Here is a 26,385-nt window from a genome sequence, read left to right as displayed (position 1 = left end):
TTCTTAATCGATCCTGCTGTGGAGAAATGCGCTGTATTTGTCAGACCGCTCGAGCCTTCGATGGACGCAATAAAAAGCCCTGAACTGCCAAACTTTTGGCTTCAGGGCTTTTTTGCGCACGAGATCCCCCTTATTCGGATGAGGAGACTTGGGAAGATGAAAATGGCCAATCGTAATAGCTTTGTTAATACCACTACAGGAGGCACAGGGCCTTCACTTTTTTCTAAAACCGGAAACGGATTTTGGTTAATTGTACTGGGAGCGGCACTTTGGGGGGTTGATCCGCTGTTCCGGATTCTGCTGTTGGAGTCAATGACTTCTTCGCAAATTGTACTGCTGGAGCATGTAATCATCGCTCTATTTGTAGCTCCGATTCTCTGGAAGAACCGCGGTGAACTGAAAGGACTTGGTCTGCGTCAAGTTCTCGCCCTGCTCTTCATTTCCTGGGGAGGTTCGGCACTGGCAACGCTCATGTTCACCCTAGCGCTGCAATATGCGGGCGGAGCCTATAATACGGTGCTTCTGCTGCAAAAGCTTCAGCCCTTGTTCGCTATTATCCTGGCGCATTTTATGTTGAAAGAATCGCTTCCTCGCCGATTCGGACCGCTGCTGCTTGTGGCTCTGATCGGTACGTATCTGCTTACGTTCGGCTTCACTTTTCCTGTCGGTCATGCTGGAGAATTTCTGCAGTTAGGCAGTCTGCTTGCACTTGGAGCCGCCGCGCTGTGGGGAGGATCGACCGTAATGGGACGTTATATGGTCGGCAAGCTGAAATATGAGACGGTCACTTCGCTGCGATTCATTTTGGCGCTGCCGCTGCTGCTGGCTATTACTGCAGGAGAGGGGCATGCCTGGATTCTGCCCGCAGGTGGAGCAGCACTTACGTTAGTCGGCATTAACCTGCTGGCACAGGCGCTGCTGCCGGGTCTGCTCAGCTTATTGGCTTATTATAAAGGCCTTAAAACGACAAAAGCTTCAGTTGCCACACTGGCCGAGCTGAGTTTCCCGATGGTCGGCGTGCTGGTCAATTGGCTGTATGGCGGAGAAGTGCTTACGGCAGCGCAGGTCATTGGATTTGTGTTAATTTGGTCGGTGCTGTTTGTTTTCTCCCGCCAGCAGACCCAAGAAATCGGTCCGCGTCAATTGTCGAAACAGGCTGCTTAATGTTTTTCATAGTTTGTCAGACGCTCTTCCCATTTAAAAGGAAGAGCTTTTTTCTTTTGACCAAATGGAAGTTTATCGAAGCAGAATGATTATGTTATGATGGACATACTTGCGTTTTGGATTCATTTTCTTATTATGTGCGCAGAAACGGAGAGATTTTGTATGAATAAACAAGAAACATGGCCGGCGCGTTCGAACGACCGACCTTTCGTCCGGCTCGTACCGGATGTACAGTTCGCCCGTTTCGCAGGCGGTAAGACACTAAGTCTGAACCTGCTGCTGCCGTCCGGAGACGGTCCTGCACCGCTAATTCTGTGGATTGTCGGCGGTGCGTGGGTCAGCTGCAATTCGGCACGGAATCTTCCGCAGTTGGTCCGACTTGCAGAACGAGGCTATGCGGTTGCCTCGATCGAATATCGACTCGCGCACGAAGCGCGTTTCCCGGCACAGATTGAGGATGTGAAGAGTGCACTGCGGTTCCTACGCGCCAATGCGGACAAGTATGGAATCGACAGTCAACGTGTAGGCGTATGGGGACATTCCGCCGGCGGGCAGCTGGCAGCGCTGCTTGGTGTAACAGGCGGTTCATCCGAATTTGAGGCCGATGAACATCTGGAGCAATCGACGCGCGTGCAGGCGGTCGTAGATTTCAGCGGACCTACCGATATTGCGCTGGATTTTCAGAGCGAGTATCATATGCCAGTCATGGCGCTGATCTTGGGCGGTACGATCGGGATGAAGCCGGACTTGGCCCGTCGTACAAATCCCGTGCATTATTTGGACGGCCGCGAAGTGCCGCCTTTCCTGATTATGCACGGAGATGCAGATACGACTGTACCTCTTCGACAAAGTCAGCTTCTGTATGATGCACTGACCGAAGCTGGCGTGCATTCCGAATTTTGCGTACTTGAAGGGACAGGGCATTCCACTTCGGAAATGCTGACACGAAACGATATTCTCGATAAAGTCGAAGACTTCTTCGACAGACATCTGAATTTCTCCAAAGCATAATAAAAAGGCACGGCGACATGTTCGCCGTGCCTTTTTTTAGAACGTTGTAAAGCCGAGACGCATTTGAATCCGGTACACGAGGTCTTTAAGCCAAGTCGTTTTTTCAAGATGTTTTTCCAGTTCGTTCGTGTATTCGGCATCTTCATTGTTCCAAATTCGTTCGAAATAGTTTCGAACATCGCCGATCAATTCGCTGTCTTTGGCTCCCTGTACAAACAGTTCGTTTTCCAGGTTGTAATCTTTAAGATTACGCGGTGTGAAGTTGGTAGAGCCGGCCAATACGCTGCTTTCGCCATCTGTACGGTCAACAAACATCATTTTGGTATGATACTGTTCTTTGACCGTATTGTACCAGCGAATCTCAAGCCTACCCTGCGCTTCGTCTTGAGCTTTGTCGTGCAGCTGAGCGGCAACGGGGCGGTTGGGGATACCGATCTTGTCCCGACCAAACGCATTCTCATTGGGATCGAGCACCAGTCTAACCGTAACGCCGCGATCGACCGCTTCATTCAAAGCCTCTAAGATCTTTTTATCCGCAAGATAGAACATGCCCATCCAGATTGTATCGCCGGAAGATGCGCTGCCGATCTCCTTGAGCGCACGATCGTAGGTTTTGCCTTCCGTCAAATACTGGATGCCGTATTGTCCGTCTGTGCCTGTCTCGGCTGCGCCGGAGTAGATGGGAAGGGTACCTCCGCCGGAGAAGTTCAGCACAGCTTGTTCGGCTTTCAGCATATCGCCGATAATGGGACCGCTGACTTCAAGCGCGGTATTGGAGTGATAAGCGCTGGCATCATGGATATTTCCGCTTGAAACGATAGCCGCCTTTTCCGTAATAAAAGCCTTACGGTGATTGGCTTTGACATTCAACACTTTCATATAAGAGCGCAGTGTAATGTCCGGCCCGTCTGTTGCCATCAGATTTGGAATCCAACCATTCCCCGATTGACCGAACCACTGGATAAACGTTCGCCAGAATGCTGAATAGATCGGAGTAGAATCGCGCAAAGGATCGGTATTGGTGATGATAACCCGGATACCGGCCTTTTTCATACTTTCCAGCAGCAGATTGGGAGCCGAACCGTAATTGGTGTTCACTTCGTCGGTGATGAACACGATATCAAGTTCCGGCACAGCTTGTTTGCGCTCGATAAGCGTCTTCGCCAGCTTTGCGCTGACTTTCGGATACTGCTGTCCTTCATGAATATAATTGTTGAACAAGAAAACATCGAAGACGATAAACTGCTCCGCTTCGCCGATCAGCTCAATCGTCCGGTCGAAAATTTGCCTCTCTTGGGTAAACTCGCTTGTCTGCGCAGGATACGTCAGGTCATACAAAAAATCGACCTGATCCGTGCGATAGACGGGGCTTTCATAAGAAACACCTTCCGGAAGCGGCTTGTTCATTTGAAACAGTATGACACCGAGCAGCCATAGAACCAACAGCAGAAGCGCAATTCGGACCATTCGTCCTCGTGATACCGATACAGGGGCCTTGGGTCCACTGCCGCTCCGCCGGGTTCTGCCTCCTTTTTCGTGCGACCGCATAATTGTTCCGCTGCGGTGCGTCTTCCATAATTGATCGTCCCACATTGCCGTTCATCCTTCCCGTTTCGGGCTGCAAGCTCACTACCTTTATATAACAACAAGCAAGCGATATTGACGCAGTGAACAGACGATGTGTTCCGGTAAACAGAAAAGGTTCAATACACTCTGTTTTTTCATGAAAACTTCATATAAAATACGCTGTATGAAGAGTAGACTGAGTACGCAGGAAACGAAAGGGAGTCCGCCTTGAAAAACTCATTCGATTTGTCAGAAGCGATGTTTGCGGAAGGCGAAATTTACCGTCCGTTATTTGTTTATCATCCCGACCCAATTTATGTCTTGAACATGGCAGGGAAACTTATATATGCAAACCCTGCGACGGAACAGATGAGTGGATATACGCTCGAAGAGCTTACGACGATGGACATCGGCAAACTGTATCCCCAAGGAGAGCACAGTAGAAGTTTAGCAGCCCGGCAAGCATTAAGCGAAGCCAAAAGACTTGATTTCAAGCTGCGACTTATTCGCAAAGACGGTGTAATCCGGATGCTATCAGTAACTTATGTGGCGATCGAGCAGGGCGGTCGTATGGTAGGCATCTATGGCATAGCTAAGGATATTACAGAAGAAGAACAGAAAAATCGCAGGCTGAGGGAGCAGGAGAGACTGTACCGTTCGTTGTTCGAATACAACCCGGCAGGCATTCTTTCATTCGATTTGGAAGGCCGATGCCTGTCCGCCAACCCTAACATGGAGTCCATGATAGGCTGTTCGGAACATGAGCTGCTGGGACAGAATTATCGGTTCTTTTTTGCTCCCGGATTGATCGAATCGCTGAACAAACATTTTGAACAAGCGCTGCAGGGAAAATCGCACAATTTCGAGTCCCAACTGCTGGCCAGGGATGGGCAGTATATCGACGTTAACATGACCAGTCTGCCAATCTTGATCGACGAACAGGCAGTGGGTGTGTACATCATTGCGCTCGACATTACGGAGTGGAAACGGCAGATGCAGCGAAGTCGGGAACTGACCGACCAGTATACATCAATTTTGAACACGGTGTCCGAAGGCATTTTCGAGGTTAACCGTGAAGGACGTTCGGTGTTTATCAATCGGGCGGGAGCGCGGATGCTGGGATATGAAAATCATGAGTTTCAAAATGTTTATAATCACGATCTGATCCATCACAGCCGTTCCGACGGCAGTCCTTATCCGGTCGAACAATGTCCGATTCGCCGATCAGTGAAGGAAGGGATTTCTTCGACGGTCGAAGGGGAAGTGTTCTGGCGCAAAGACGGAAGCAGCCTTCTGGTCGAATATCGGGTTGATCCGCTGTTTGAGAACGGCGAGCCGGCCGGGGCCGTCGTTGTATTTAAAGATGTGACCAGCCGCGATGAGATTGTTCGGCAGAAGAATGAGGCGCAGCGCGGATTAGCTGCGAAAACGGAATTTTTGAGCCTGATGAGTCATGAGATCCGAACACCGCTCAATGGCGTATTGGGGATGGCTGAACTGATGTTGGGAACGGAACTGACGGAGGAACAGGAGACTTATATGGACGTACTGCTCCTCAGCGGCCGGGGACTGCAAACGGTCGTTAACCGTATTCTGGACTTTAATGCAGCAGAAAACGGAACGATTCACTTCGAAAGCGAAGCATTCGATGCGCGTACTCTGCTTGAAGAATCGGTCGATTTCTTTTCCTTTCAAGCTGCGCGTTCAGGTGTTGATCTGACGCTTGATATCGCGGAGGATTTTCCGGACGAGCTGTTGGGCGATGCCGGAAAGCTGCGTCAGATTGTGATCGGACTTGTCGGAAATGCAGTCAAGTTCACATCGAAAGGTGCGATTCAAGTCAAAGCCGGATGCATGGTTCGCCCGAGGACAGGAATAGGCGAAAAAATGCGCTGCGTATTAAGTGTGGAAGTGAAAGACAGCGGAATCGGAATCCCGGCAGACAAAATGGAGCAGCTATTTGAGCCGTTCTCGCAGATTCATTCAAAATTGGACCGCAGCTATGAAGGTACAGGCCTGGGTCTTGCTATCTGCAAGCGCTGGATTGAGCGTATGGGAGGAGCAATATGGGCAGAAAGTCGGGAAAATCAGGGGTCGACTTTCTCATTTACGCTTCCTATGCTGTGCAACTAGAGGTATATAACAACAGACCGCCGATTCACCTCCATGTAGGGGGAGAATTGGCGGTCTGTCGTTTTCCGGTGCTGCCGGCCGATTTTGAAAGAGACAGCATCCGAAATCAATTCGACTTGGCGTACATCAGACCGATTGTGCCTGGTCCGCAGTGTGTCGAAATTACACATCCGGCTGTAGTCATCATTACATCATTAATGCCTGTTTCACGGATGATAGTCTCCCGTAGACGACGAGCATCTTCTTCGGCTGCCGCATGTACGACGACGACAGGACCTTCCAGACGATCCTTGTTGGCAAGAAAGTTTTGCAGCATTTTATCGATCGCTTTTTCACGTTTGCCGCGAACTTTGTAAGCAGGAGCCATCTTGCCATCCATCACTTTAATAATCGGACGGATACTGAGCAGGCTGCCAATCAAGTTCTGCATGCCGGAGCAGCGGCCGCCTTTGTATAAGTATTCCAGAGTATCAATAGCGAACTCTGTTTCGACCCGAGAGCGCGAAGATTCTAATTTCTGAACGATCTCTTTAACGTCCATGCCGGATTGGCTCAAATTTACTGCCCGCAGGACTTGAATGCCGATTGCCGTCGAGAGATTCAGCGAATCATACACGGTCACGCTGCCTGGCTCAAAATCATCAGCCGCAATGCACGCATTTTGATAAGTAGAAGACAGTTCGGAAGATAAGCTTACGTACAGGATACGTTCTCCTTGTTCGATATGCGGGGCAAAAGCACGGCTGAAATCTGCAGGCGAAGGCGCCGCCGATTTAGGGAGCTTACCCTGCCGGGCTACTTTATCGAACAGCTGGGCCGGCGTAAGATCGAAGCCGTCACGATAGGTTTCGTCTTCAAACACGACATACAGCGGCACGATACCAATTCCGTACTGCTGCAGCAGTTCTGCAGGCAGGTCGCAGGTACTGTCGGAAAAAATTCGGATGTTGGACATGTTCATCTCCTCATAACCGCTCACAAGCACGAGAGAGCGGGCGAAATAAGCGAAGCTTAGCATTCTTATCGAACGGCTCCGGTTCCAGTATATCATGATCCGAAGAAAAGAGGCAGACTAAGGGCCGGCGCTGTCTGAGCGCCGGCCCTTAATCAAACCTTGGATGATACCGGTCATTCCGGCAAACTTACATGCCTGCACCGGTAATTGTGCTGATTACGATGATTCCGCCTCCAATCAGCAGACAGAGGCCGTTCAACACCGTACCAATTATGGCAAAGACTTTCTTGCGATCTTTCATGACAAGACCAACGATTCCCAGAATCAGTCCGATAAAATTCAGCAAAGCGCTGCCAAGCAGACCGAGGCCCGCAAGTCCGATTGCAAGAACCTCGCCGCCAGGTTCCATCGAATCGAAGTTGTTCAATATCTGCTCGGGAGAATTGGCAATCGAGGCAAAAATACCAATGATTGCTACGAAGCAGACGATATACAGGGCGATACTGATCAGCGAAAGAACGAATGAAGCAATGCCCAGCCCCGAATGCTTCAGCCTGCCCATTTGACGATCATCGCGAGGAAATTCGTCATAAGGGCTGAACGGAGGATTGACCCTTTCTTCATAACTGCTGCCTTCCGGGTCGCTGCGATACGGATCTCCAGCATGATTTTGATCTTGCTCGTTATGAGCCGAATCTTTACGCAGATCCGGTCCGGTCGGACGGTCATCCGACGGTGGAAAACGATTGTCCATACTTCAACTCTCCTTTATTGTAGAAGCTTGCATGAGATTACTTTTTCATATCCAGAAGCAAAAAGCAACCCTGAATTACCGTCTTTTCCCTGCTTTTCGCAAAACGGAAGTAAGAAGAAAACGTGAAAGTTTTGGCTTGGTTCTGGTTTTTCACAGCACAACCCCCTATAATGAATGTCGATTTGCAAAAATGAAAATCAGATTTTTCAAAATTTAAACATCATGGAGAAGAGGGAAAGCCATGCAAAGAAAAATTGCGGTCACTGCCTGCATCATGGCGATGATTGCTGTAGGTCTCGGCGCATTCGGGAGTCATATTCTCGGTGCAAAAATCGGCGAAGAGTCTATGAAAACCTTTCAAACCGGAATTCAATATCACTTTGTACATGCTTTGGCTATGCTGATTGCTGCGATTGGGATAGGAGTGTGGGGGGAATCCCGACAGCTCATCTGGGCAGCATGGTTGTTCTTAGCGGGAATTCTAATGTTCTCGGGCAGCCTGTATCTGCTCAGCACAACCGGGCTTCGAATCTTTGGACCGATTACCCCACTGGGCGGAGCTGCTTTTATCGCAGGATGGATCTTATTTGCATTGGGAGCCGGCCGCCGCTCCGCATCGCTTTGATCCGGATAAGCTTTGCCAGGCAAACAAGATAAGTATGCTCAAGCAAAAAAACAGCCGAAACGGTTTACGTTTCGGCTGTTTTTTATTTTCGAATGGTTGCGGCTCTATAATTTAGAGAAGTTACTGACCTGTTAATTCGTCGATTTCGTTAAGCGAAAAGCTGTACACTTGTTTCTCATCGACATGGTATACATTTAGCAGCTGGGACGATTCGTCAAAGTTAAGAATTCGGCACGGGATACTAAGCCGGCTGCCGCCCGATTTATTAACAGTCAGACGTACCAATCTGTTTTTGCTGATCGAATCCCGAATATCATCAGGTGTAAAATAAGAAGCCGACTTTGCTTGGACGGCCTGCTTTAAAACAGCCTTTGCGGCAGCCTCGGAAGCGGCAACTTTAGACTGGAAGTTTTTTGCGGAAGAAAGGTGGACTTTGGATTTTTCGACGTAATTTGTCTTTAAGGAAGCCAAAGCAGCGTCAATTATTTTCCCAAGCTCAATGCCTGAATTGACGCGAAGGTCAACAACCTTATCCGAATCGTTCAGTAAAGCGAGGAGAGATTGCAGAGCCTGAGCGTTAGTTGAATCATCGATCAGAATGTCTACATTGAATAAATACCCAGAACGTTCTCGCGATGTCTTGTTAGTCATAATTCCCCCGGTCTGCACCAGATAAAATTTGGATTCCTGATCCTGACAGATTCGGAATCCGGCGTCTTTCCATAATAGCATGACTTTTGGCATAATCCTAGTCCCGGTACTAGCGGATAAAAGGGGATGCGACGTCAAGTACAAGGGGTCCAGTGCTCTTGTTTTGTTTCGCCTGATTTTCGAACGGGTAAACTCTAACTAGAAACGACGAAGAGCAAGCCGACGTCGTACCCATTTACGGGGAGCTGCCGAATCTGGAAAAGCGGCAATCCAAATACAAGGAAAGAGGGATTAACCATGACGAATACAAAAAGTGAAGTCCAAACAAAGACGCTCGAAGAGATTTTGAACCGCCAGGTTGCAAATCTGAACGTTCTTTATGTAAAGATCCACAACTTCCATTGGTACGTTAAAGGTGAAAACTTCTATACGCTGCACATTAAATTCGAAGAACTTTACAATGAAGTAACGGAAAAAATGGACGAGATTGCAGAGCGTATGCTGACAATTAAAGGCAAGCCGGCAGCGACAATGAAAGAATATCTCGAACTTTCCAGCATTCAGGAAGCGGCTGGTGGCGAAGATTATCGCACAATGGTGCAAACCATCATCGAAGACTTTGCAACGGTAGCTGAAGAGATGCAGGAAGGCCTTGAATTGGCCGAAGAAGCACAAGATCAGGCAACAAGCGATATGCTGGTCGGTATGAAGCAGGATCTTGAGAAGCATATGTGGATGCTGCGTTCGTTCCTCGGTCACTAAAACAAGATGTTTTTTAATACCGGCTTTGCCGGATTTATATGGAAAGCCCGGTCTGAACAGGACCGGGCTTTTATATTTTAAAGCGGACCTCAACAGCTTTGGTAGCCTGTCAAATAATTGCGCAAAATTCATTAGTCGCACGTTTGAATTTTAAAATATAGGACTATTCGTTGAACTGAAAAATAAATTCAGGTAAAATGGATTGAGAATCAGCTATAATCAGTTTATAATCATTATAAGATTATAATTATTTTTGATTAGAGTTTTGATCGAGGATATTACGGATTTACTATTATATTTTTGGAGGGACGCTCACTATGGCAACTAAATTCGTCATCGAAGGACTCAAGGCGGAGATTGAAGGCAAAGAAATTCTGAAAGGCATCAACCTGGAAATGAACGGTGGAGAGATCCATGCGATCATGGGACCAAACGGCACCGGTAAGAGTACACTGGCTTCCGCGCTGATGGGACATCCGAAATATGAAGTAACAGCAGGCTCTGCTACGCTGAACGGAGAAGACGTACTTGAAATGGGCGTCGATGAGCGTGCACTTGCAGGTCTGTTCCTCGCGATGCAGTATCCGAGCGAAATTGCCGGCGTAACAAACTCCGACTTCCTGCGCAGTGCGATCAATGCACGCCGCGGCGAAGGTAACGAGATCTCGCTGATCAAGTTTATCCGTCAAATGGAGAGCAGCATGAAGGGGCTCGAGATGAATCCTGAGTTCGCTCACCGTTACTTGAACGAAGGTTTCTCCGGCGGCGAGAAGAAGCGTAATGAAATTCTTCAAATGTCGATGCTCGATCCGAAAATCGCGATTCTCGACGAGATTGACTCCGGTCTGGATATTGACGCTCTGCGTATTGTAGCGAACAGCGTGAACGAAATGAAGAACGAAGATCGTGGTTTCTTGATCATTACCCACTACCAGCGCCTGCTGAACTACATCACGCCGGACTTCGTCCACGTCATGATGCAGGGCCGAATCGTGAAGTCCGGTGGACCTGAACTTGCTGCTCGTCTGGAGCAGGACGGCTATGACTGGATCAAAGAAGAGCTGGGTATTACCGACGAGACAGTTGGACAAGAACAAGAAGCTTAATATAAATAGGAACGGAAGGAGGAACACCGATTATGACATTGCAAACCATTCTTCCGGTACAGGCCGCGCAGATTAAGGAATGGGCCGAAGCCCGCGGCGAAGCTGCATGGCTGACCGAGCGCCGTCTTCAAGCGTTGGAACTGGCCGCTTCACTGGAACTGCCGAAGCCGGAAAAAACAAAACTGGATCGCTGGGACTTGAGCGGATACGGAACGTTCAAAGCAGGCGAGAAAGTGACTTCGACCGACAGTCTGCCGACTGCAGCGAAGGACTTGATCGATGAAGGTACACAAAACCTGATTGTACAGCGCAACTCTGGTGTCGTTTATGCGACGCTGTCGGAAGAGCTGAGCGCCAAAGGCGTTATCTTCACTGACTTGGAAACAGCTGCACGTGAGCACGAAGTGCTGGTTAAGAAGCACTTGGGTACAGCTGTAAAAACAAGTGAACATCAGGTTTCTGCGCTGCATTATGCGGCGTGGAACGGAGGCGTTTTCCTCTATGTGCCTAAAAACGTTGAAATCGAAGTTCCGCTGCAGGCTGTATTCCTGAGCGACGATGCTTCTGCTTCGTTTGCACCGCATATTCTGATCGTGGCAGATACAAACAGTCGCGTCACTTACGTGGACAACTATGTATCCGCAGGCTTGAACGGCACCATTCTGCATAACGGCGCTGTTGAAGTGATTGCATTGGACGGAGCCAAAGTTCAATACGCGACTGTTCACCAACTTGGCAAAGAAGTCACGGATATTTCTTACCGCCGTGCGCTGCTGTCGAACAATTCCAGTATTGAATGGATTATCGGCGAAATGAACGAAGGCGATACGATTGCGGATACGGCGACAACGCTTCAGGGCAGCGGCACGAATTCCGATGCTAAAGTTATCGCAATCGGTTCGGGTTCGCAGAAGATCAACTATACGACGCGTGCTGTTCACTTCGGCAAATCGTCGGAAAGTGATATGTTCACCCGCGCTGTAATGCGTGAAGAAGCGCAGGCGATCATTAACGGAATTACAAAGATCGAGCACGGCGCGACAAAAGCAAACGGTCAGCAGACAGAAAAAGTTCTGATGCTAAGCCCGAAAGCTCGCGGCGACGCGAACCCGATTCTGCTGATTGATGAAGACGACGTCATGGCTGGGCACGCAGCTTCCGCCGGCAAAGTCAATCCTGAGCAAATCTACTATCTGATGTCGCGTGGCATTTCCCGAGCGGATGCCGAGCGTCTGATCATCTACGGCTTCCTGGCGCCGACCATTGCGGAAATCCCGCTCGAACTGCTGCGTACCCGTTTGCAGCGTATCGTTGAGAGAAAGCTGGGGCAGTAATGAACGCTTCGGTGCGGGAGCAATTCCCGATTCTGAGCCAGGAAGTAAACGGACATCCGCTGGTCTACCTGGACAGCGCGGCAACTTCACAGAAGCCTCGCGCTGTTCTGGACGCGATGAAGCATTATTACGAGTGGGACAATTCCAACGTACACCGCGGCGTACACACACTGGGCAGCCGGGCAACCGATGCTTATGAAGGTGCTCGTGAAAAGGTTGCGAAGTTTATCGGCGCAGCTCATCTCGAGGAAATTGTGTTTACCCGCGGCACGACAACGGCGCTGAACCTGGTGGCGGATTCTTACGGAAATGCCAACGTAAAGGAAGGCGACGAAATTGTCATTACGCCAATCGAGCATCACAGTAATCTGATTCCTTGGCAGCAGCTTGCCAAACGAACAGGCGCTGTCCTGAAATATATCGAACCTAACCCGGACGGAACGATCGATATCGAAGCGGCTGGAAAAGTCATTACTGACCGGACCAAGATCGTCGCTATCGCATATGTCTCGAACGTGATGGGCGTTATTCACCCGGTAAAAGAGATCGCTGCGCTTGCGCATAAACACGGAGCGGTTATCGTGGTAGACGGCGCTCAGAGCACTCCGCATATGAAAGTCGACGTACAGGATCTGGACTGCGATTTCTATGCGCTGTCGGGTCATAAGATGTGCGGTCCGACAGGAATTGGTGCATTGTACGGCAAGAAGGCGCTTCTTGAAAGTATGGAACCGATTGAATTTGGCGGAGAAATGATTGATGAAGTGGGCCTGTACGAATCGACATGGAAAGATCTTCCTTATCGATTTGAAGGCGGAACTCCAATTATTGCTGGAGCTGTAGGTCTTGGGGCCGCAATCGACTTTCTAAGTGAGCTTGGCATGGACAATGTGGCTGAACACGAGCACAGATTGGCGATGTATGCGATGCAGCGGATTAACGAAATCGAGGATCTTCAGGTCTTTGGTCCGCAGGAACGCAAAGTCGGCATCGTGACGTTCAATCTGAACGACGTGCACCCGCACGACGTGGCAACTGTTCTGGACTCTTATGGAGTAGCAATCCGTGCCGGTCATCACTGCTGCCAGCCGCTAATGCGTTGGTTAAATGTAAGTTCGACGGCACGCGCAAGCTTTTACCTGTATAATAATGAACAAGACATCGACCGCTTGATCGACGCCTTAATCCAAACAAAGGAGTATTTTGGAGATGCAACTTGACGATTTGTACCGACGCGTCATTATGGATCATTACAAAAACCCGCGGAATAAAGGCAAGTTCGAGGAGGAAGGTGTCACCATCGACCTTAACAATCCGACCTGCGGCGACAAAATTTCGCTCCAGCTTCAGTTGGAAGACGGAATTGTCAAAAATGCACGCTACACCGGAGACGGATGCTCCATCAGCATGTCTTCCGCATCGATGATGACGGAAGCCGTCAAAGGTAGAACGCTGCCGCAGGCGCTCGAACTGGCCGAACGGTTTTCTTCCTTAATGAAGGGCGAGGACGTAGAGTTCGAAGAATACGAAGATATCGAAGCCTTATCCGGCGTCAATAAATTCCCGGCGCGCATCAAATGTGCCACCCTTGCCTGGAACGCTCTGCGTAAAGGAATAGAACGGGAAACCCACTAACGAAAGGGAGGAATCACCATGGCTAAACAAGCACCGATCAGCGATGAGTATCAATATGGCTTCCGCGACGAGCATGAATCCATTTACAAAAGTGGTCTGGGTCTGACAAAAGAAATCGTCATTTCCATTTCGAAAATGAAAAACGAACCAGAATGGATGTTGGACTTCCGTCTTAAAGCTTTTGAGCAGTTCCTGAAGATGCCGATGCCTACATGGGGCGGCGATCTTAGCGAACTGAACTTCGAAGAGATCCAATACTACGTTAAGGCTTCCGAAGGACAGAGCAAAACGTGGGAAGAAGTACCAAGCGAAATTAAGGAAACGTTCAACAAATTGGGTATTCCGGAAGCGGAACAGAAGTTCCTTGCCGGCGTTTCTGCCCAATACGAATCCGAAGTCGTTTACCACAACATGCAGAAAGAATTGGAAGACCAAGGCGTTATCTTCATGGATACCGACACTGCTCTGAAAGAGCACCCGGAAATCCTGAGAGAGCATTTCGCTAAAGTTATTCCACCTTCTGATAACAAATTTGCAGCATTGAACAGCGCAGTATGGTCAGGCGGCAGCTTTATCTACGTGCCAAAAGGCGTGAAGTGCGAAGTTCCGCTGCAGGCTTACTTCCGCATCAACTCGGAAAACATGGGTCAATTCGAACGTACACTGATCATCGCCGACGAAGGCAGCTTCGTACACTACGTTGAAGGCTGCACGGCGCCGGTATACGGTACGAACTCCCTGCACAGTGCAGTTGTTGAGATCATCGTGAAGAAGGACGCACGCGTTCGCTACACGACAATCCAGAACTGGTCGTCCAACATCTACAACCTCGTGACAAAACGTGCGGTTGCAGAAGAAAATGCGAACATGGAATGGGTTGACGGCAACATCGGCTCCAAGCTGACGATGAAATATCCAGCTGTCGTGCTTAAGGGACGCGGTGCAAAAGGATCCGTTCTGTCGATCGCGGTTGCCGGTAAAGACCAGCATCAGCATGCGGGTGCGAAAATGATCCACTTGGCTCCAGATACGACGTCGACAATTATTTCCAAGTCGATCAGTAAACACGGCGGCAAAGTAACGTATCAAGGTCTGGCTTCGTTCGGCCGTAAGGCGCAGGGTGCCAAGTCGAATATCAAGTGTGATACGCTGATTCTCGACAACCAGTCCACATCGGATACGATTCCGTACAACGAAGTTCTGACCGATGATGTGATGCTGGAGCACGAAGCAACGGTATCGAAGGTATCTGAAGATCAACTCTTCTACCTGATGAGCCGTGGTCTCAGCGAGAATGAAGCAACGCAGATGATCGTTATGGGCTTCATCGAGCCGTTCACGAAGGAACTGCCGATGGAATACGCGGTCGAAATGAACCGTCTGATCAAGTTTGAGATGGAAGGTTCGATCGGTTAATCACCATTTTCGAGCAAATTGTTAGTATAAAAAGAGGCGAACCTACAGGTTCGCCTCTTTTTTGTCATTGCAAAAATCACTTTATTCCGAATTTTTGCTCCTTGTTTCTTTATGTACAGCAATCTGTAATTGGTTCAAATAGATTTTGATTTCACCTTGCTGCTGCTTTGTTCGATTGTTGAATACGAAGCCGAGAATGCCCAGAGCTGTTTCAAGCTGTGCATAAATTTGGACGGGAGAATAAATAGGTAATACATGGGGTTCAAATATGCCATCTGCCTGCCGGATTTCTCCAAAATACTCTGCTCTTGCTGATATTGACTTTTGTACACACCGATCAACGGCAGCTTTAACTTCTTCAAGCAGCGTCTCACCCAACATAGGAGCTTCAACCCCTTTTTCAACTACAGGATAACCCTGTGTAATAGACGAATAATTACAGGCAACCGTTTTACAAAAGCTCGTTTTGGCTCTCTTCTTTTTATTTGAAGCGTATAGAATGTCTAAAACCGGCAGTCTATATCGTTTTCTGGCTGCTTAGTCCTATATTAGTCGAGGATTCCATAAGTAGAAGTAAAAGAAAGTAGCGATCACTCTATTCTCTTCTTTTGAGAACGAATTCGCTCTTCTTTTTTCAACTCGCCCGAGAGACAGTTCGTCTGGTATACTGAGAAAGCTGACGTTTTCTTTTAATTCTGAGGAGCAGGCAGGAAAAAAGACCGCAGTCCGCGAATTAGTTAGCTTACGACGTGTACGCAAATGGCGCATCATGGCTTTCCTCGCTGAGCAGAGCAGCGGATTTCGGAGGTGCGCTTAAAGATCGAACGACTGACTGTGCTTCCGTTCGCAGTCGTCATGATGGATTTGCGTACACGCCATAGAGAAGGAGGAATAAAGAAATGAGCTTCATTTCCGTAATTGCAAAAGAGAATTTTATAACCGTAATGAGCGATAGCGAGGCTGTCGGTTCGGAGTCTACACCAAATCCGGAGCAGCATGTCGTTAAGGTGGGAGAGAAAGAATTCGTAGCGACAGCCGGTGGAGACCGTGAAGCGCGCGAAGTCATTGCCAAGCACATCTCGGATTTGTTGATTGAAGGAACGCCTTATGACCGGATTTTAGTTATTCTGGAGATGACACTGGCTGCTTTTTCCGAAAAAGGCAAGTCGGTAATGACTGCGTTCGGTGGAATTAATGCCAGCGGTGAAATCGAAGTATGCACGTATGATCCGAACAGCCGAGCAGAGCGCCATTTGAAACCGAGAGGCAGTGATATTGCTTATTTCTTCCTGGCGGAAGGAGCGGGTAAGTACGGCAACCTGTACGAATTGCTTCAGAATTATTGGAAAGAGACCGGAACAGAAACGCCAAGCGCAATGATTCAGTCTCAGAAACTGCTGAACCGATACGTTGCTTCAAAAGACGAAGATGTAAGTACTTCGACAGTTAAGCTTGTATTGAAAAGGTAATCAAAAAACACGTATCCGCTGATAAAGGATACGTGTTTTTCTGTCTTGAATTAATTATCAGAAAAAATTTCCGCAATATTAAGGTCAGTTTCAATCGACAGGTCGACAAATCGGTCACTGACGCGAACCAACGGTCGGAAGAAGTCGGTCGGATGGTTCATTACAATATAACCGTGCTCCCCATTTGTCAGGCGAACTTTCTTGTTAATAAAGTAAGGAAGCATATTGCGAATAAATGTATGAGTTGGTTCTGCAGCCAATTGACCAAAGCTAAGCGAATACAATTCCTTCAGCACATTGATCAGTTCCTGCTTATCCTGATAGACACGGTTGCTGGTCATGGCACTGTAAACGTCCGCTACGGCGATAATGCGTGACCACGGATGCATTTCTTCTTCCTTGATCCCATAAGGATAACCGCTGCCGTCGCCGCGCTCATGATGCTGTAAAGCTGCAGTTGCCGCAACCGTATCACCAAGAGAGTTGCGAATGATTTGATAACCGTTAACCGTATGCATTTTGACAATTTCGTATTCTTCACGAGTAAGTTTACCCGGTTTATTTAGAATTTCTCCTGGAATCGTCGATTTGCCGATATCATGCAAATAGCCGGCTTGGCAAATTTGCGAAGCCTCATCATGCGGATATCCAAGCCAAAGTGCAAGATAGTAAGACAGCATACCGACTTGCATGGAATGTACATACGTGTAGTTGGCGTCCCGGTTAAGAAGCAGGAGAAGCGCAACAGCATCTTTTTGAGAAGCCAGTACGTTAAATAAAGGCTGCATGATGTCTTCAACAAGTTCGCTGTTAAAACTTCCTGTCGTCATCGATTCATGAAACAGCGATTCGAACATTAGAATGGCGTCGTCAAATGTCGATTTGATTTCAGGGAAGAAATAGGCGGCGGAACTAGCATTGGAGTAAACCTCTTGCATAGAAGTATGAACTTCGACATAGTCTATACTATGCTGGACCAAGCGGGCGATTTCCGCATCGTGCAATGCTGTTCCCTTCGCGAGAATATGCACACCGTGCCGGTTGAAGGTATCGGCAATCAGGCGATCGCCAGGCTTAAGATCTGTAACGTGAACTTTCAAAAACGATGTCCCCTTTCATAACAAACAATTGCTGCGGAAGAACAAACGAGGTGACCAAGGACCCCCACCCATTGGCTTCGTCATTCTCCATTTTCTGTATTTGCAAATCGGCATCTTCTGATCTCTTTGTCATACTGCCACTTTCCGTTTCCGCTCGCAGATTCCATATCAGTTTACGGACAAAGCACAAGTTCGAACCGGAATTTAAGTGGGCAGGAGATCGACTGGATACATTTTAGAAGATTGCATAGGTCCACAGACCCGAACAACCCAAAGCCCATTACTTGGTATATCGGCAGGATTGGTCCAATTTGTTTGCTGGTTGCTATCTGACATAAATATGATGCTGACTTTCTAAATATATCATATCTATCATTATCTATCATTAAAATGGCGCATATGAACCAGACATATCTATCATACAAGGGTAAATTATCCTTATTTTTCTTTGGGCTCTTGATTCTGATGTCAATATTTTATTCAAAGAGAATGGCTTGTTCTTTCGGAGGGACCTGAGGCATGTTAAAATACTGGCATAAGGACCGTAATTCGACTTGTGTGTTTCCGGTTATGGCTTTATGATTGGAATTTAAGGCGAATGCGATTTTAGTGAGCGAGAGCCTGGACCTGTGATTCCGCTCTGCGCAGGATGCCTATGTCCAAAGGAGGACGGTCTCTATGGGCTCAAAGACAGAAGAGCAAAATACGCTGACGATTCTGCATACTAACGACATTCATAGTCACTTTGAGCAGATGGGCCGAATCGCCGCTTTTATCGCTGCAGAAAAATCGCTGGGAAGACCAGTGTGCACGCTCGATGTAGGCGACCATATGGATCGGATGGCCATCGAAACGGAAGGCAGTCTGGGATCGGCGAATGTCGATATTTTGAACCGTTCCGGTTATGATGCTATAACGATCGGTAATAATGAGGGCTTAACCTTCACACCGGAGCGTCTCGGAGAAATTTACGCCTCCTTAAAATGCCCCGTTGTATGCGGAAATGTGCGGATGGCAGATGGCACCCTGCCGGATTGGCTTCAAGAAACTGCGATTGTCAATACCGGAGGTTTTCGAATCGGCATATTGGGACTCACTGCACCTTTCTCCGATTTTTATCGTTTATTGGGGGTTGAAGTGTCCGATCCATTTTTTGCCTTACAGGACCGGGTGAATGAACTGCGTATGCATGCGGATATTGTCATTTTGCTTTCTCATCTGGGCTTGGCTTCGGATGAACGAATTGCGGGTATGATTGAAGGCATCGATCTTATATTGGGAGGCCATACGCATCATCTGCTTGCGGAACCGATTGCAATCGGACAGACTCTTGTGTGTGCGGCAGGTAAGTTTGGACGTCATATCGGGCGAATTGTTATTGAGCGTAATCCCGTTTCAGGAACTTGCAGGATACGGGAGGCTGGATTGATCGAACTCGACGAATCAGCAGTGTCAGATTCTGAGGTTGACCGCGCAATCAAGCGGCATCATGAAGATGCGGCTTATCGACTGCAGCGTACAGCTGCGGTATCGGAATGCGAACTGGCAGTCGATTACGAACATGAATCCGAACTCGGCAATTTGCTTGCCCAGTCGGTTCGGCGTTTTGCTGGCGGTGAATTTTCTCTTGTTAATTCCGGCCAGGTACTGGGACCGCTCCCACCTGGAGAAATTACCGAAGGAATGCTGCATGCTCTATGTCCGTCGCCTATCAATCCCTGTGTCGTTACGCTGAGAGGCAGCGATATTCTGCGAAGTCTTGAACAATCGCTGCTGCCGGAATACACAGGTAAGAAACTGACCGGATTTGGATTTCGCGGAGAAAGGTTGGGCGGGTTGTGTGCAGACGGATTGACAATTTTGTTTGATCCAGAGGCTCCTGCATATTCTCGAATTCTCGAAGCTCGGACTTCCGGGCGAAAGATTGAGCCAAATGAAGAATACCGAGTCGGTACGCTGGATATGTTTACATTCGGTGCCGGTTATGAATCGTTAAGTCGGGGGACAGATAAAACGTTTATTTTGCCTGAATTCTTGCGGGATTTGCTGCGTATGGAACTGGGGCGTCCGGGTGCGGCGCAAGAAGCTTCTTCTTGCCGATGGATTCGCGCCTGAGGTGCCGGACGGTACCATTTTGGAGATTGAGTTCAAAATATAAACGGCCCTCGCCACCGGAAGTGCCAGTCGCAGGATCCGGACTACGAGACGGCTTAAATGGAGTGGAAGTTTGTGCGGCTGCTGTCAATCGGACAAATACAGCCCGGCATGAAGCTGGGCAAACGCATTTATAGTGAAGAGGGTTTGACGCTGCTGGCCGAAGGGGCCGAGCTGACAGCTTCGATTCTTCGCAGGCTGGAGAAGCTCGGTGTAGATATGCTTTACGTCCAAGATAAAGTCACAGACGATGTTGTAGTACCCGAGATGGTTACCGATGAGACGAGACGGCAGGCGATTAAACAAATCCGAACCGTCTACCGCAGTATGATCAACGATACGATGGGGCGGATCTCATACCCGCATCTGGGCTATAATTTTCGCAAGATGACTGAAGAAATCTTAAACGATTTAGGATCGAGAGAAGATGTTTTAATTATGCTCGGTGATATTCATACAACGGATCATTATTTGTACACGCATTCGTTTAACGTATGTCTATACACGCTGACGCTTGGAATGGCGGCAGGGTATTCGCGGGATGATCTGTTTACAATAGGTATGGGTTCGATGCTGCATGATATAGGAAAAACGAGAATTTCTCCCAAGGTGCTGCTAAAGTCCGGCAAGCTCACCGACGAAGAATTTGCGGAAATGAAGCGCCATACGGAATATGGGTTTGCCATATTGAAAGACGAACCTTTCGTACCGCTGCTTGCTGCTCACTGCGCTTTTCAGCATCATGAACGGTTGGATGGCAGCGGATATCCGCGTGGGATTGCCGGCAGCGAAATTCACGATTTTGCCAAGTGGATTGCCATTACGGATTCTTATGATGCAATGACTACAAATCGGGTATACCGGTCCGGCATGCTGCCGCATCAAGCCGTAGATATTCTATATGGCGGTTCCTGCACACAATATGACCAGCGCAAGTTGGAGGTATTTCGTGATAAAGTGGCACTCTATCCAGTAGGGTTGACGGTCAGACTCAGCACCGGAGAAACCGGCGTTGTGACAAGGGTGCCATCCAAAACGCCAAACCGTCCAATTGTGCGTGTGATCGAAGATGCGGAAGGGGCCAGCATTCAACCGTATGAAGTGGATCTGTCCCAGCATTTGTCGGTTATGGTCGATCGGATCGCAAATCGCTAGTATCTCGATATTCGGATTCCATGCGATTTAGGTGTATGCTGTAGATAAACGGTTATATAAAAGAAAAGCGGGCTTCATCCTTTGAGGCCGATGCAGAAATTGCAGCGGTCCAAGGGAGTTCTCGATAATAAAGGTGGTCCAAATGACTGTAATTAATAACGGCGGGCTTCAACTGCGTGATTTGTCTCCGAGCTACGATCCTTGGGATCCGATCCGCTCGCTGCGCAAACATGGCAGGCACCGCCTGACCAGCGTGGAAATGACGGTTACGAATCTGTGCAATATGCGATGCGAACACTGTGCGGTCGGCGATACGCTTGTCATGAACGAGCCGGATATGATCCCGCTCGATCTTATGCTGCGCAGGTTGGACGAGGTCGAACATTTGGAGACAATCAGCATTACGGGAGGAGAACCTTCTTTCCGTCGACAGACCGTCGACAACGTGATTGTACCTCTGCTTCGCTACGCCCGTGAACGCGGCATTCGTTCGCAGATCAATTCGAACTTGACGCTGGACCTGGATCGCTACGAGAAACTTCTGCCTTATCTGGACGTGATGCACATTTCGTTCAACTATAGAGGGGCGGAAGACTTTCACCGGACGGGATTCGCGAACAGCGGACATCCCGTTCCATTCGCGGCGGCCGAAAAAATGTATAATCGAATGATCGACAATGCAAAAAGCCTCAGCAAGTCAGGCATGTTCATTTCTGCAGAGACGATGATCAATTTCCGTACACATAAGCATCTACCGCAGATGCACGAAGCGATTCTTGAAATGGGCTGCCGGCGTCACGAGGTTCATCCGATGTATCCGTCGGCTTTCGCGGCCAATCTGCCGGTGCTGTCTTTAGACGAAATGCGGCTGGCTATTCACGATCTGCTTGATCATCGGGATGAAAATGTATGGATGCTGTTTGGTACTCTGCCATTTTTCGCCTGCGGAAACACTGATGAAGAACGCGCATTACTACGCAAATTGTACAGTGCCAAGAACGTCACAGTACGCAACGACCCGGACGGACGCAATCGGGTCAATGTCAATATGTTTACTGGCGAAGTGTTTGTCACAGATTTTGCCGCTATTCCGTCTTTTGGCAGCGTGTATGAGAGCAATCTCGATACAATCTTTGAGGAATGGACGACGAATCATCCGCTGAACCGGACTGTCAACTGCCACTGCGATGCGGCAAGCTGCTGCGGCCCCAACCTGCTGGTAGCGGATATGTATTACAAAGATGTCGATTTCAAATCGCGCCGCGCCCTTCTGGATTAAAGCCTTCTGGACTAAATTTTCGACAAGTTTCTACAGACTCATGCATTCCGGGGCATTCCCCCAACAACGGCATGCAAGCGTTGAAGAAAAGAGGAGATTTTATTGGGCCATGAGATACATCTGGGAGAATTAGCGATTAATTTGTTTATCGTACTGCTGCTGGTTTTCCTGAATGGCGTATTTGTCGCTGCAGAATTTGCGCTTGTCAAAGTTCGGCATTCCAGGCTCATTCAGCTCAACGGCGAAGGAAACCGTCTGGCTCCCTACGCGCTTAAAGTCGCCAATAGACTGGACACGTATCTGTCTGCAACCCAGCTTGGCATTACGCTGACTTCGCTCGGACTTGGTTGGCTGGGTGAACCGGTTGTCTCGGAACTTTTGGTCGAGCCGCTGATGTATCAGGTCGGATTTACCGACCCGACACTGATCGGAGGGGTGTCTGTAGCTGTTGGATTTGCGATCATAACGTTCATGCATATCGTACTTGGCGAACTGGCTCCCAAGTCGCTTGCGATTCAGAAGTCTGAAGGCACCTCGCTTGCGCTGGCAGGACCGCTGCTCGTATTTTATTACGTATTTTTCCCGGTGATTTGGCTGCTCAATCATGCAGCGAATGCGTTTCTGCGATTGTTCGGTCTTCAACCGGCAGGTGAAAACGAAGCTGCCCATTCCGAGGAAGAAATTCGTATTCTGATGAATCAAAGTGCAAAAAGCGGAGCAATCGATCTGGAAGAAGTCAAGCTGATGGACAATATCTTCGACTTCTCCGATATGCTGGCACGCGAGGTTATGCTGCCGCGAACTGATATGGACTGCCTGTACGTCAACCTCCCGCTCAAAGAAAATTTGAAAATTATTACCGAAACTCGGCATTCCCGTTATCCGGTAGCCATTGAGGACAAAGATCAGATTATCGGCTTTGTTCACATCACTGATATTCTGCTGTGGCCGGCGGGATCCGAGCCTAATCTAAGGAAGTTGGTTCGCCCCATTCTTAATGTGCCGGAGTCAATGGAGATCAGCCATGTGTTGAGACTCATGCAGCAGAAACGTGCGCAGTTAACGCTCGTTGTTGATGAGTACGGCGGAACTGCCGGGCTATTGACTGCCGAGGAGATTCTGGAAGAAATTGTAGGGGATCTTTACGATGAATTCGAGAATGAGCGTCCGGAAATCGAAGTGCTTGGAGATGTGATCTCCGTTGACGGCCGCCTGTTAATCGAAGACGTTAACGATCTGGTCGGAGCCGATATTGACGACGAAGAGGTCGATTCGATCGGAGGCTGGATGTTTAAGGAGCTTGAAGGCAATCCGCAGCCAGGACAGAGAGTCGAACTTGGCCGAAATATATTTGAAGTTGCCGAAGCTGAACGTCTGCGTATTACCCGTGTCAATATCCATAAGTCGCATGAAGAATCGGACGAAGGTAACCAAAAAATCGGGGATGAAGACGAACGGGGCGAGGATTGATCCGGATTCGTTTTACGGGAGAGAGGATGAGGCTGAACATGCAAAATCCAACAGGAATGTACAAGCCTGAAGCGATGATTTTCGATATGGACGGTACATTGTTCCAGACGGAAACTGCACTGCTTCCGGCCTATCACAAGATGTTCGATGTGCTGCGCGCGGAGGGCTTATACACAGGCGATACACCGCCGGAACGCTTGATTCTGGGCAGCCTTGGGATGCTGCTCGAAGAGATCTGGCAGATCGTGATTCCGGAAACTGATGACCATGTTCGCAGCAGAGCAAATGAGCTGCTGCTGGAGCTTCAGCTGGAAGTGCTGAAGGGTGGAGAAGGACTTCTCTATCCCGACGTCAAAGAGACACTGGAGCAGCTTCAAGAGCGCGGCGTCCGTCTATTTGTTGCCAGCAACGGTCTTGAAGATTACGTCAAAGGCGTATCGGCAGCTCTCGGTATCGCACCGCTGTTTGAAGCCCAGTACAGTGCGGGCGAGTATCAGACCGCAACCAAAGTGCTGCTGGTAGAGATGCTGCTTAAAAAATACAATGTGAAAAGCGCCTGGATGGTTGGGGATCGGTCGTCGGATGTGCAGGCCGGCCGCGGTAACAACTTAAGTGTAGTCGGCTGCGCCTACGCCGAATTTGGAGCCAATCAGGAACTTGAAGATGCGGACGTACAAATTACGAAATTTGCTGAGCTGCTCGAACTGTATGACAATGCGCCTTCCAATTAGAAAAAGATTCAAATAAAAGCGGGGGAAAGCCCCAAAAGGAGATCTACTACCTATGACGAACATTTACGATAAGGCTCACGACCTCGCAAAGTCGCTCCAGGAAAGCCAAGAAGTGCAGGATATTACGGCCGCACTGAAACTGATCGAAGTCGACACGGAGAGCAAACGCATGCTGGACGATTTCCGTACACGCCAAATGAACATTCAACAGCGAATGATGAGCGGAGACATGCCTCCACAGGAAGAAATGGAACAGATGGAGAAATTGTTTGAAGTGCTCAGCCTGAACTTGAATATCCGTCGTCTGTTCGATGCTGAACAGCGCTTGAGCGTAATTATTCAGGACGTGAACAAGATCATTTCCGACAGCTTGGCGAATATGTACGACCCGCGCTAATTGCAGCATAAATAAGAAATCCCTGAACACCTATTCATGAAACGAGGTCTCGGTTTCCCTTGGGAATACCGGGGCTTTTTGCTTTTTCCTCAGGGTGGTGAACAATTTTCAATACGGATATTTATGTTATAATAGTGAAACAGCATAATACAGATTTCTGGAGAGGAGTACAACAGTTGGAAGGGCATGAGCAAACCGTGACGAAGCACGAGCAGCTGCTGCAGCATATCGAGCAGCTGAAGGTCGGCACCAAGATCTCCGTCCGCAAACTGGCCAAGGAAATGGGCGTCAGTGAAGGAACGGCCTATCGTGCTGTCAAAGAAGCCGAAACGCTCGGCATCGTGATTACGAAAGAGCGGATCGGAACCGTCCGTGTAGAAAAGAAGCCGCGTAATATCACGGATCAACTGACCTTTGCAGACGTTGTCGATATTGTAGAAGGACATGTACTCGGAGGCAATGAAGGGCTGTCCATCACGCTGCACAAATATGTGATTGGGGCTATGAAAGTCGATGCAATGGCACGTTACATCGACACAGGCAGCCTGCTGATTGTAGGCAACCGTGAGAATGCGCATTCGCTTGCTATTGAACATGGAGCGGGCGTGCTGATTACCGGCGGGTTCGGAACGAGCCGCGAAGTCAAAAGTCTTGCGGACCGCCTTGGCCTGCCCATTATATCCTCGCGTCACGATACATTTACGGTCGCATCAATGATTAACCGGGCGATTTTCGATCGACTGATCAAGAAAAAAATCATGTTGGTGGAAGATCTGATCGGTCTGAAGCCGAAGCCGTACTCCTTGAAAACTACCAGTACTCAAGAAGATTTTCGGCGCATATCGGAGCGTACCGGAGCGACAAGTTTCCCTGTAACCGATGAATGGAACCGGGTGCTTGGTATCGTCAGCCGCAGGGATATTGAGAATCTCGAATCTGGCCAGACGATCGAACGGGCGATGGTACGCAGTCCCGTAACGGCAGGTATGCTGACTTCGCTGGCCTCCGCGGCGCAGATTATGACTTGGGAAGGAATCGATTTTCTTCCGGTTGTCGATCGCAATCGCAAACTGGCGGGCGTGCTGACACGGCGCGAAGTTCTGCAGGCTATGCGCGACGCACGCGAGCAGAGCAGCCTGGGCGAGACATTCGATCATCTGATATGGAACGGTTTTGCCGAAGAGAGAGATGAAGAAGGTCGACTCTTTTTTCACGGATTTATTACACCCCAGATGGCGACCGATCTTGGCACGATATCGGAAGGCGTGATGACATCCGTCATGATCCAGGCCGCACTGCGCATGGCGAAGGACTACAGCGGCAACGATTATGTCGTTGACAATATGAGTACGTATTTTATTCGTCCGGTTCAGATCGAGGATGCGGTGACAGTCATGCCGCTCGTATTGGAACTTGGACGCCGGATCTGCCGGTTGGAAATTGCGATTTCGCACCAGGACCAGACGGTATCCAAAGCGATCATGACGCTGCATTCGATCGAAAACGGCTAACATTGAA

Annotated in this window: 24 protein-coding genes; 18 read left to right on the top strand and 6 right to left on the bottom strand. The window is 48.9% G+C overall.

Annotated features, from left to right (window positions below; translation table 11 throughout):
• The first annotated feature begins 162 nt into the window (after positions 1–162).
• A complete protein-coding gene (locus tag F456_RS0102200) occupies positions 163–1,164 on the top strand; it encodes a DMT family transporter (protein WP_051086678.1) in 1,002 nt (333 codons plus the stop codon).
• A gap of 96 nt (positions 1,165–1,260) precedes the next feature.
• Positions 1,261–2,175 carry an alpha/beta hydrolase fold domain-containing protein gene (locus F456_RS0102195; RefSeq protein ID WP_342342022.1) on the top strand — a complete coding sequence of 305 codons (915 nt, stop codon included), beginning with the start codon at positions 1,261–1,263 and terminating at the stop codon, positions 2,173–2,175.
• 36 nt (positions 2,176–2,211) lie between these two features.
• Here F456_RS0102195 and F456_RS0102190 read toward each other — a convergent pair whose 3' ends face one another.
• Positions 2,212–3,768: a phospholipase D family protein gene (locus tag F456_RS0102190; protein ID WP_018975368.1), complete on the bottom strand. Its 1,557-nt coding sequence runs from the start codon at positions 3,766–3,768 to the stop codon at positions 2,212–2,214.
• 201 nt (positions 3,769–3,969) lie between these two features.
• Here F456_RS0102190 and F456_RS21590 point away from each other — a divergent pair, with 201 nt between their 5' ends.
• The gene (locus tag F456_RS21590; RefSeq protein ID WP_018975367.1) at positions 3,970–5,874 is read left to right on the top strand and encodes a PAS domain-containing protein; all 1,905 of its coding nucleotides are present in this window, start codon (positions 3,970–3,972) and stop codon (positions 5,872–5,874) included.
• Between the two features lie 106 nt (positions 5,875–5,980).
• Here the strand turns inward: F456_RS21590 and F456_RS0102180 are convergent, their stop codons facing one another.
• Positions 5,981–6,829 (bottom strand): DegV family protein, encoded by an 849-nt coding sequence (locus tag F456_RS0102180; RefSeq protein WP_018975366.1) that lies wholly within the window; start codon positions 6,827–6,829, stop codon positions 5,981–5,983.
• A gap of 187 nt (positions 6,830–7,016) precedes the next feature.
• Positions 7,017–7,583, bottom strand: coding sequence for a DUF4064 domain-containing protein (locus tag F456_RS21585; protein WP_018975365.1), 567 nt, complete (start codon positions 7,581–7,583; stop codon positions 7,017–7,019).
• A gap of 241 nt (positions 7,584–7,824) precedes the next feature.
• Between F456_RS21585 and F456_RS0102165 the strand changes: the two genes are divergently transcribed.
• Positions 7,825–8,208, top strand: coding sequence for a DUF423 domain-containing protein (locus tag F456_RS0102165; protein WP_018975363.1), 384 nt, complete (start codon positions 7,825–7,827; stop codon positions 8,206–8,208).
• A 120-nt stretch (positions 8,209–8,328) separates the two neighbouring features.
• Here F456_RS0102165 and F456_RS0102160 read toward each other — a convergent pair whose 3' ends face one another.
• Positions 8,329–8,940, bottom strand: coding sequence for a hypothetical protein (locus F456_RS0102160; protein ID WP_018975362.1), 612 nt, complete (start codon positions 8,938–8,940; stop codon positions 8,329–8,331).
• A gap of 216 nt (positions 8,941–9,156) precedes the next feature.
• Here F456_RS0102160 and F456_RS0102155 point away from each other — a divergent pair, with 216 nt between their 5' ends.
• The 6 genes from F456_RS0102155 to sufB all read left to right on the top strand — a co-directional run bounded on the left by F456_RS0102155 (position 9,157) and on the right by sufB (position 15,112).
• Positions 9,157–9,621, top strand: coding sequence for a Dps family protein (locus F456_RS0102155; protein WP_018975361.1), 465 nt, complete (start codon positions 9,157–9,159; stop codon positions 9,619–9,621).
• A gap of 317 nt (positions 9,622–9,938) precedes the next feature.
• Complete coding sequence (gene sufC / locus F456_RS0102150) at positions 9,939–10,727, top strand: Fe-S cluster assembly ATPase SufC (RefSeq protein ID WP_018975360.1); 789 nt, start codon at positions 9,939–9,941, stop codon at positions 10,725–10,727.
• A 32-nt stretch (positions 10,728–10,759) separates the two neighbouring features.
• A complete protein-coding gene (gene sufD, locus F456_RS0102145; protein ID WP_018975359.1) occupies positions 10,760–12,061 on the top strand; it encodes a Fe-S cluster assembly protein SufD in 1,302 nt (433 codons plus the stop codon).
• The gene (locus tag F456_RS0102140) at positions 12,061–13,281 is read left to right on the top strand and encodes a cysteine desulfurase (protein ID WP_018975358.1); all 1,221 of its coding nucleotides are present in this window, start codon (positions 12,061–12,063) and stop codon (positions 13,279–13,281) included. The genes sufD and F456_RS0102140 overlap by 1 nt, the downstream gene beginning before the upstream one ends.
• Positions 13,271–13,696, top strand: coding sequence for a Fe-S cluster assembly sulfur transfer protein SufU (sufU, locus tag F456_RS0102135; RefSeq protein WP_018975357.1), 426 nt, complete (start codon positions 13,271–13,273; stop codon positions 13,694–13,696). Before F456_RS0102140 ends, sufU begins: the two co-directional genes overlap by 11 nt.
• An 18-nt stretch (positions 13,697–13,714) precedes the next feature.
• The gene (gene sufB, locus F456_RS0102130; RefSeq protein WP_018975356.1) at positions 13,715–15,112 is read left to right on the top strand and encodes a Fe-S cluster assembly protein SufB; all 1,398 of its coding nucleotides are present in this window, start codon (positions 13,715–13,717) and stop codon (positions 15,110–15,112) included.
• 81 nt (positions 15,113–15,193) lie between these two features.
• On the opposite strand, the gene F456_RS0102125 is transcribed toward sufB, so the two are convergent.
• A complete protein-coding gene (locus tag F456_RS0102125; RefSeq protein ID WP_018975355.1) occupies positions 15,194–15,493 on the bottom strand; it encodes a hypothetical protein in 300 nt (99 codons plus the stop codon).
• Between the two features lie 518 nt (positions 15,494–16,011).
• Between F456_RS0102125 and F456_RS0102120 the strand changes: the two genes are divergently transcribed.
• Positions 16,012–16,581, top strand: a complete 570-nt coding sequence (locus tag F456_RS0102120) for a hypothetical protein (protein ID WP_018975354.1) — start codon at positions 16,012–16,014, stop codon at positions 16,579–16,581.
• Positions 16,582–16,631: 50 nt separating this feature from the next.
• Here F456_RS0102120 and F456_RS0102115 read toward each other — a convergent pair whose 3' ends face one another.
• The gene (locus F456_RS0102115) at positions 16,632–17,681 is read right to left on the bottom strand and encodes an HD-GYP domain-containing protein (RefSeq protein ID WP_018975353.1); all 1,050 of its coding nucleotides are present in this window, start codon (positions 17,679–17,681) and stop codon (positions 16,632–16,634) included.
• A gap of 678 nt (positions 17,682–18,359) precedes the next feature.
• On the opposite strand from F456_RS0102115, the gene F456_RS0102110 reads away from it, so the two are divergent.
• The 7 genes from F456_RS0102110 to F456_RS0102080 all read left to right on the top strand — a co-directional run bounded on the left by F456_RS0102110 (position 18,360) and on the right by F456_RS0102080 (position 26,378).
• Complete coding sequence (locus tag F456_RS0102110; protein ID WP_018975352.1) at positions 18,360–19,796, top strand: bifunctional metallophosphatase/5'-nucleotidase; 1,437 nt, start codon at positions 18,360–18,362, stop codon at positions 19,794–19,796.
• Positions 19,797–19,895: 99 nt separating this feature from the next.
• A complete protein-coding gene (locus F456_RS0102105; RefSeq protein ID WP_018975351.1) occupies positions 19,896–20,990 on the top strand; it encodes an HD-GYP domain-containing protein in 1,095 nt (364 codons plus the stop codon).
• A gap of 142 nt (positions 20,991–21,132) precedes the next feature.
• Positions 21,133–22,269 (top strand): radical SAM/CxCxxxxC motif protein YfkAB, encoded by a 1,137-nt coding sequence (yfkAB, locus tag F456_RS0102100; protein WP_018975350.1) that lies wholly within the window; start codon positions 21,133–21,135, stop codon positions 22,267–22,269.
• A gap of 102 nt (positions 22,270–22,371) precedes the next feature.
• Positions 22,372–23,739, top strand: a complete 1,368-nt coding sequence (locus tag F456_RS0102095; protein WP_018975349.1) for a hemolysin family protein — start codon at positions 22,372–22,374, stop codon at positions 23,737–23,739.
• A gap of 38 nt (positions 23,740–23,777) precedes the next feature.
• The gene (locus tag F456_RS0102090) at positions 23,778–24,470 is read left to right on the top strand and encodes an HAD family hydrolase (RefSeq protein WP_018975348.1); all 693 of its coding nucleotides are present in this window, start codon (positions 23,778–23,780) and stop codon (positions 24,468–24,470) included.
• Positions 24,471–24,522: 52 nt separating this feature from the next.
• The gene (locus F456_RS0102085) at positions 24,523–24,867 is read left to right on the top strand and encodes a YlbF/YmcA family competence regulator (RefSeq protein WP_018975347.1); all 345 of its coding nucleotides are present in this window, start codon (positions 24,523–24,525) and stop codon (positions 24,865–24,867) included.
• A 176-nt stretch (positions 24,868–25,043) separates the two neighbouring features.
• Entirely contained in the window at positions 25,044–26,378 is a 1,335-nt protein-coding gene (locus F456_RS0102080; RefSeq protein ID WP_018975346.1) for a DRTGG domain-containing protein, read from the top strand.
• The last annotated feature ends 7 nt before the right edge of the window (positions 26,379–26,385 follow it).

This window comes from Saccharibacillus kuerlensis DSM 22868, assembly GCF_000378145.1.
GTDB classification, from domain to species: domain Bacteria; phylum Bacillota; class Bacilli; order Paenibacillales; family Paenibacillaceae; genus Saccharibacillus; species Saccharibacillus kuerlensis.
The sequence above is the reverse complement of the archived record's forward strand: the minus strand, read 5'-3'. Positions and strand labels throughout refer to the sequence as shown.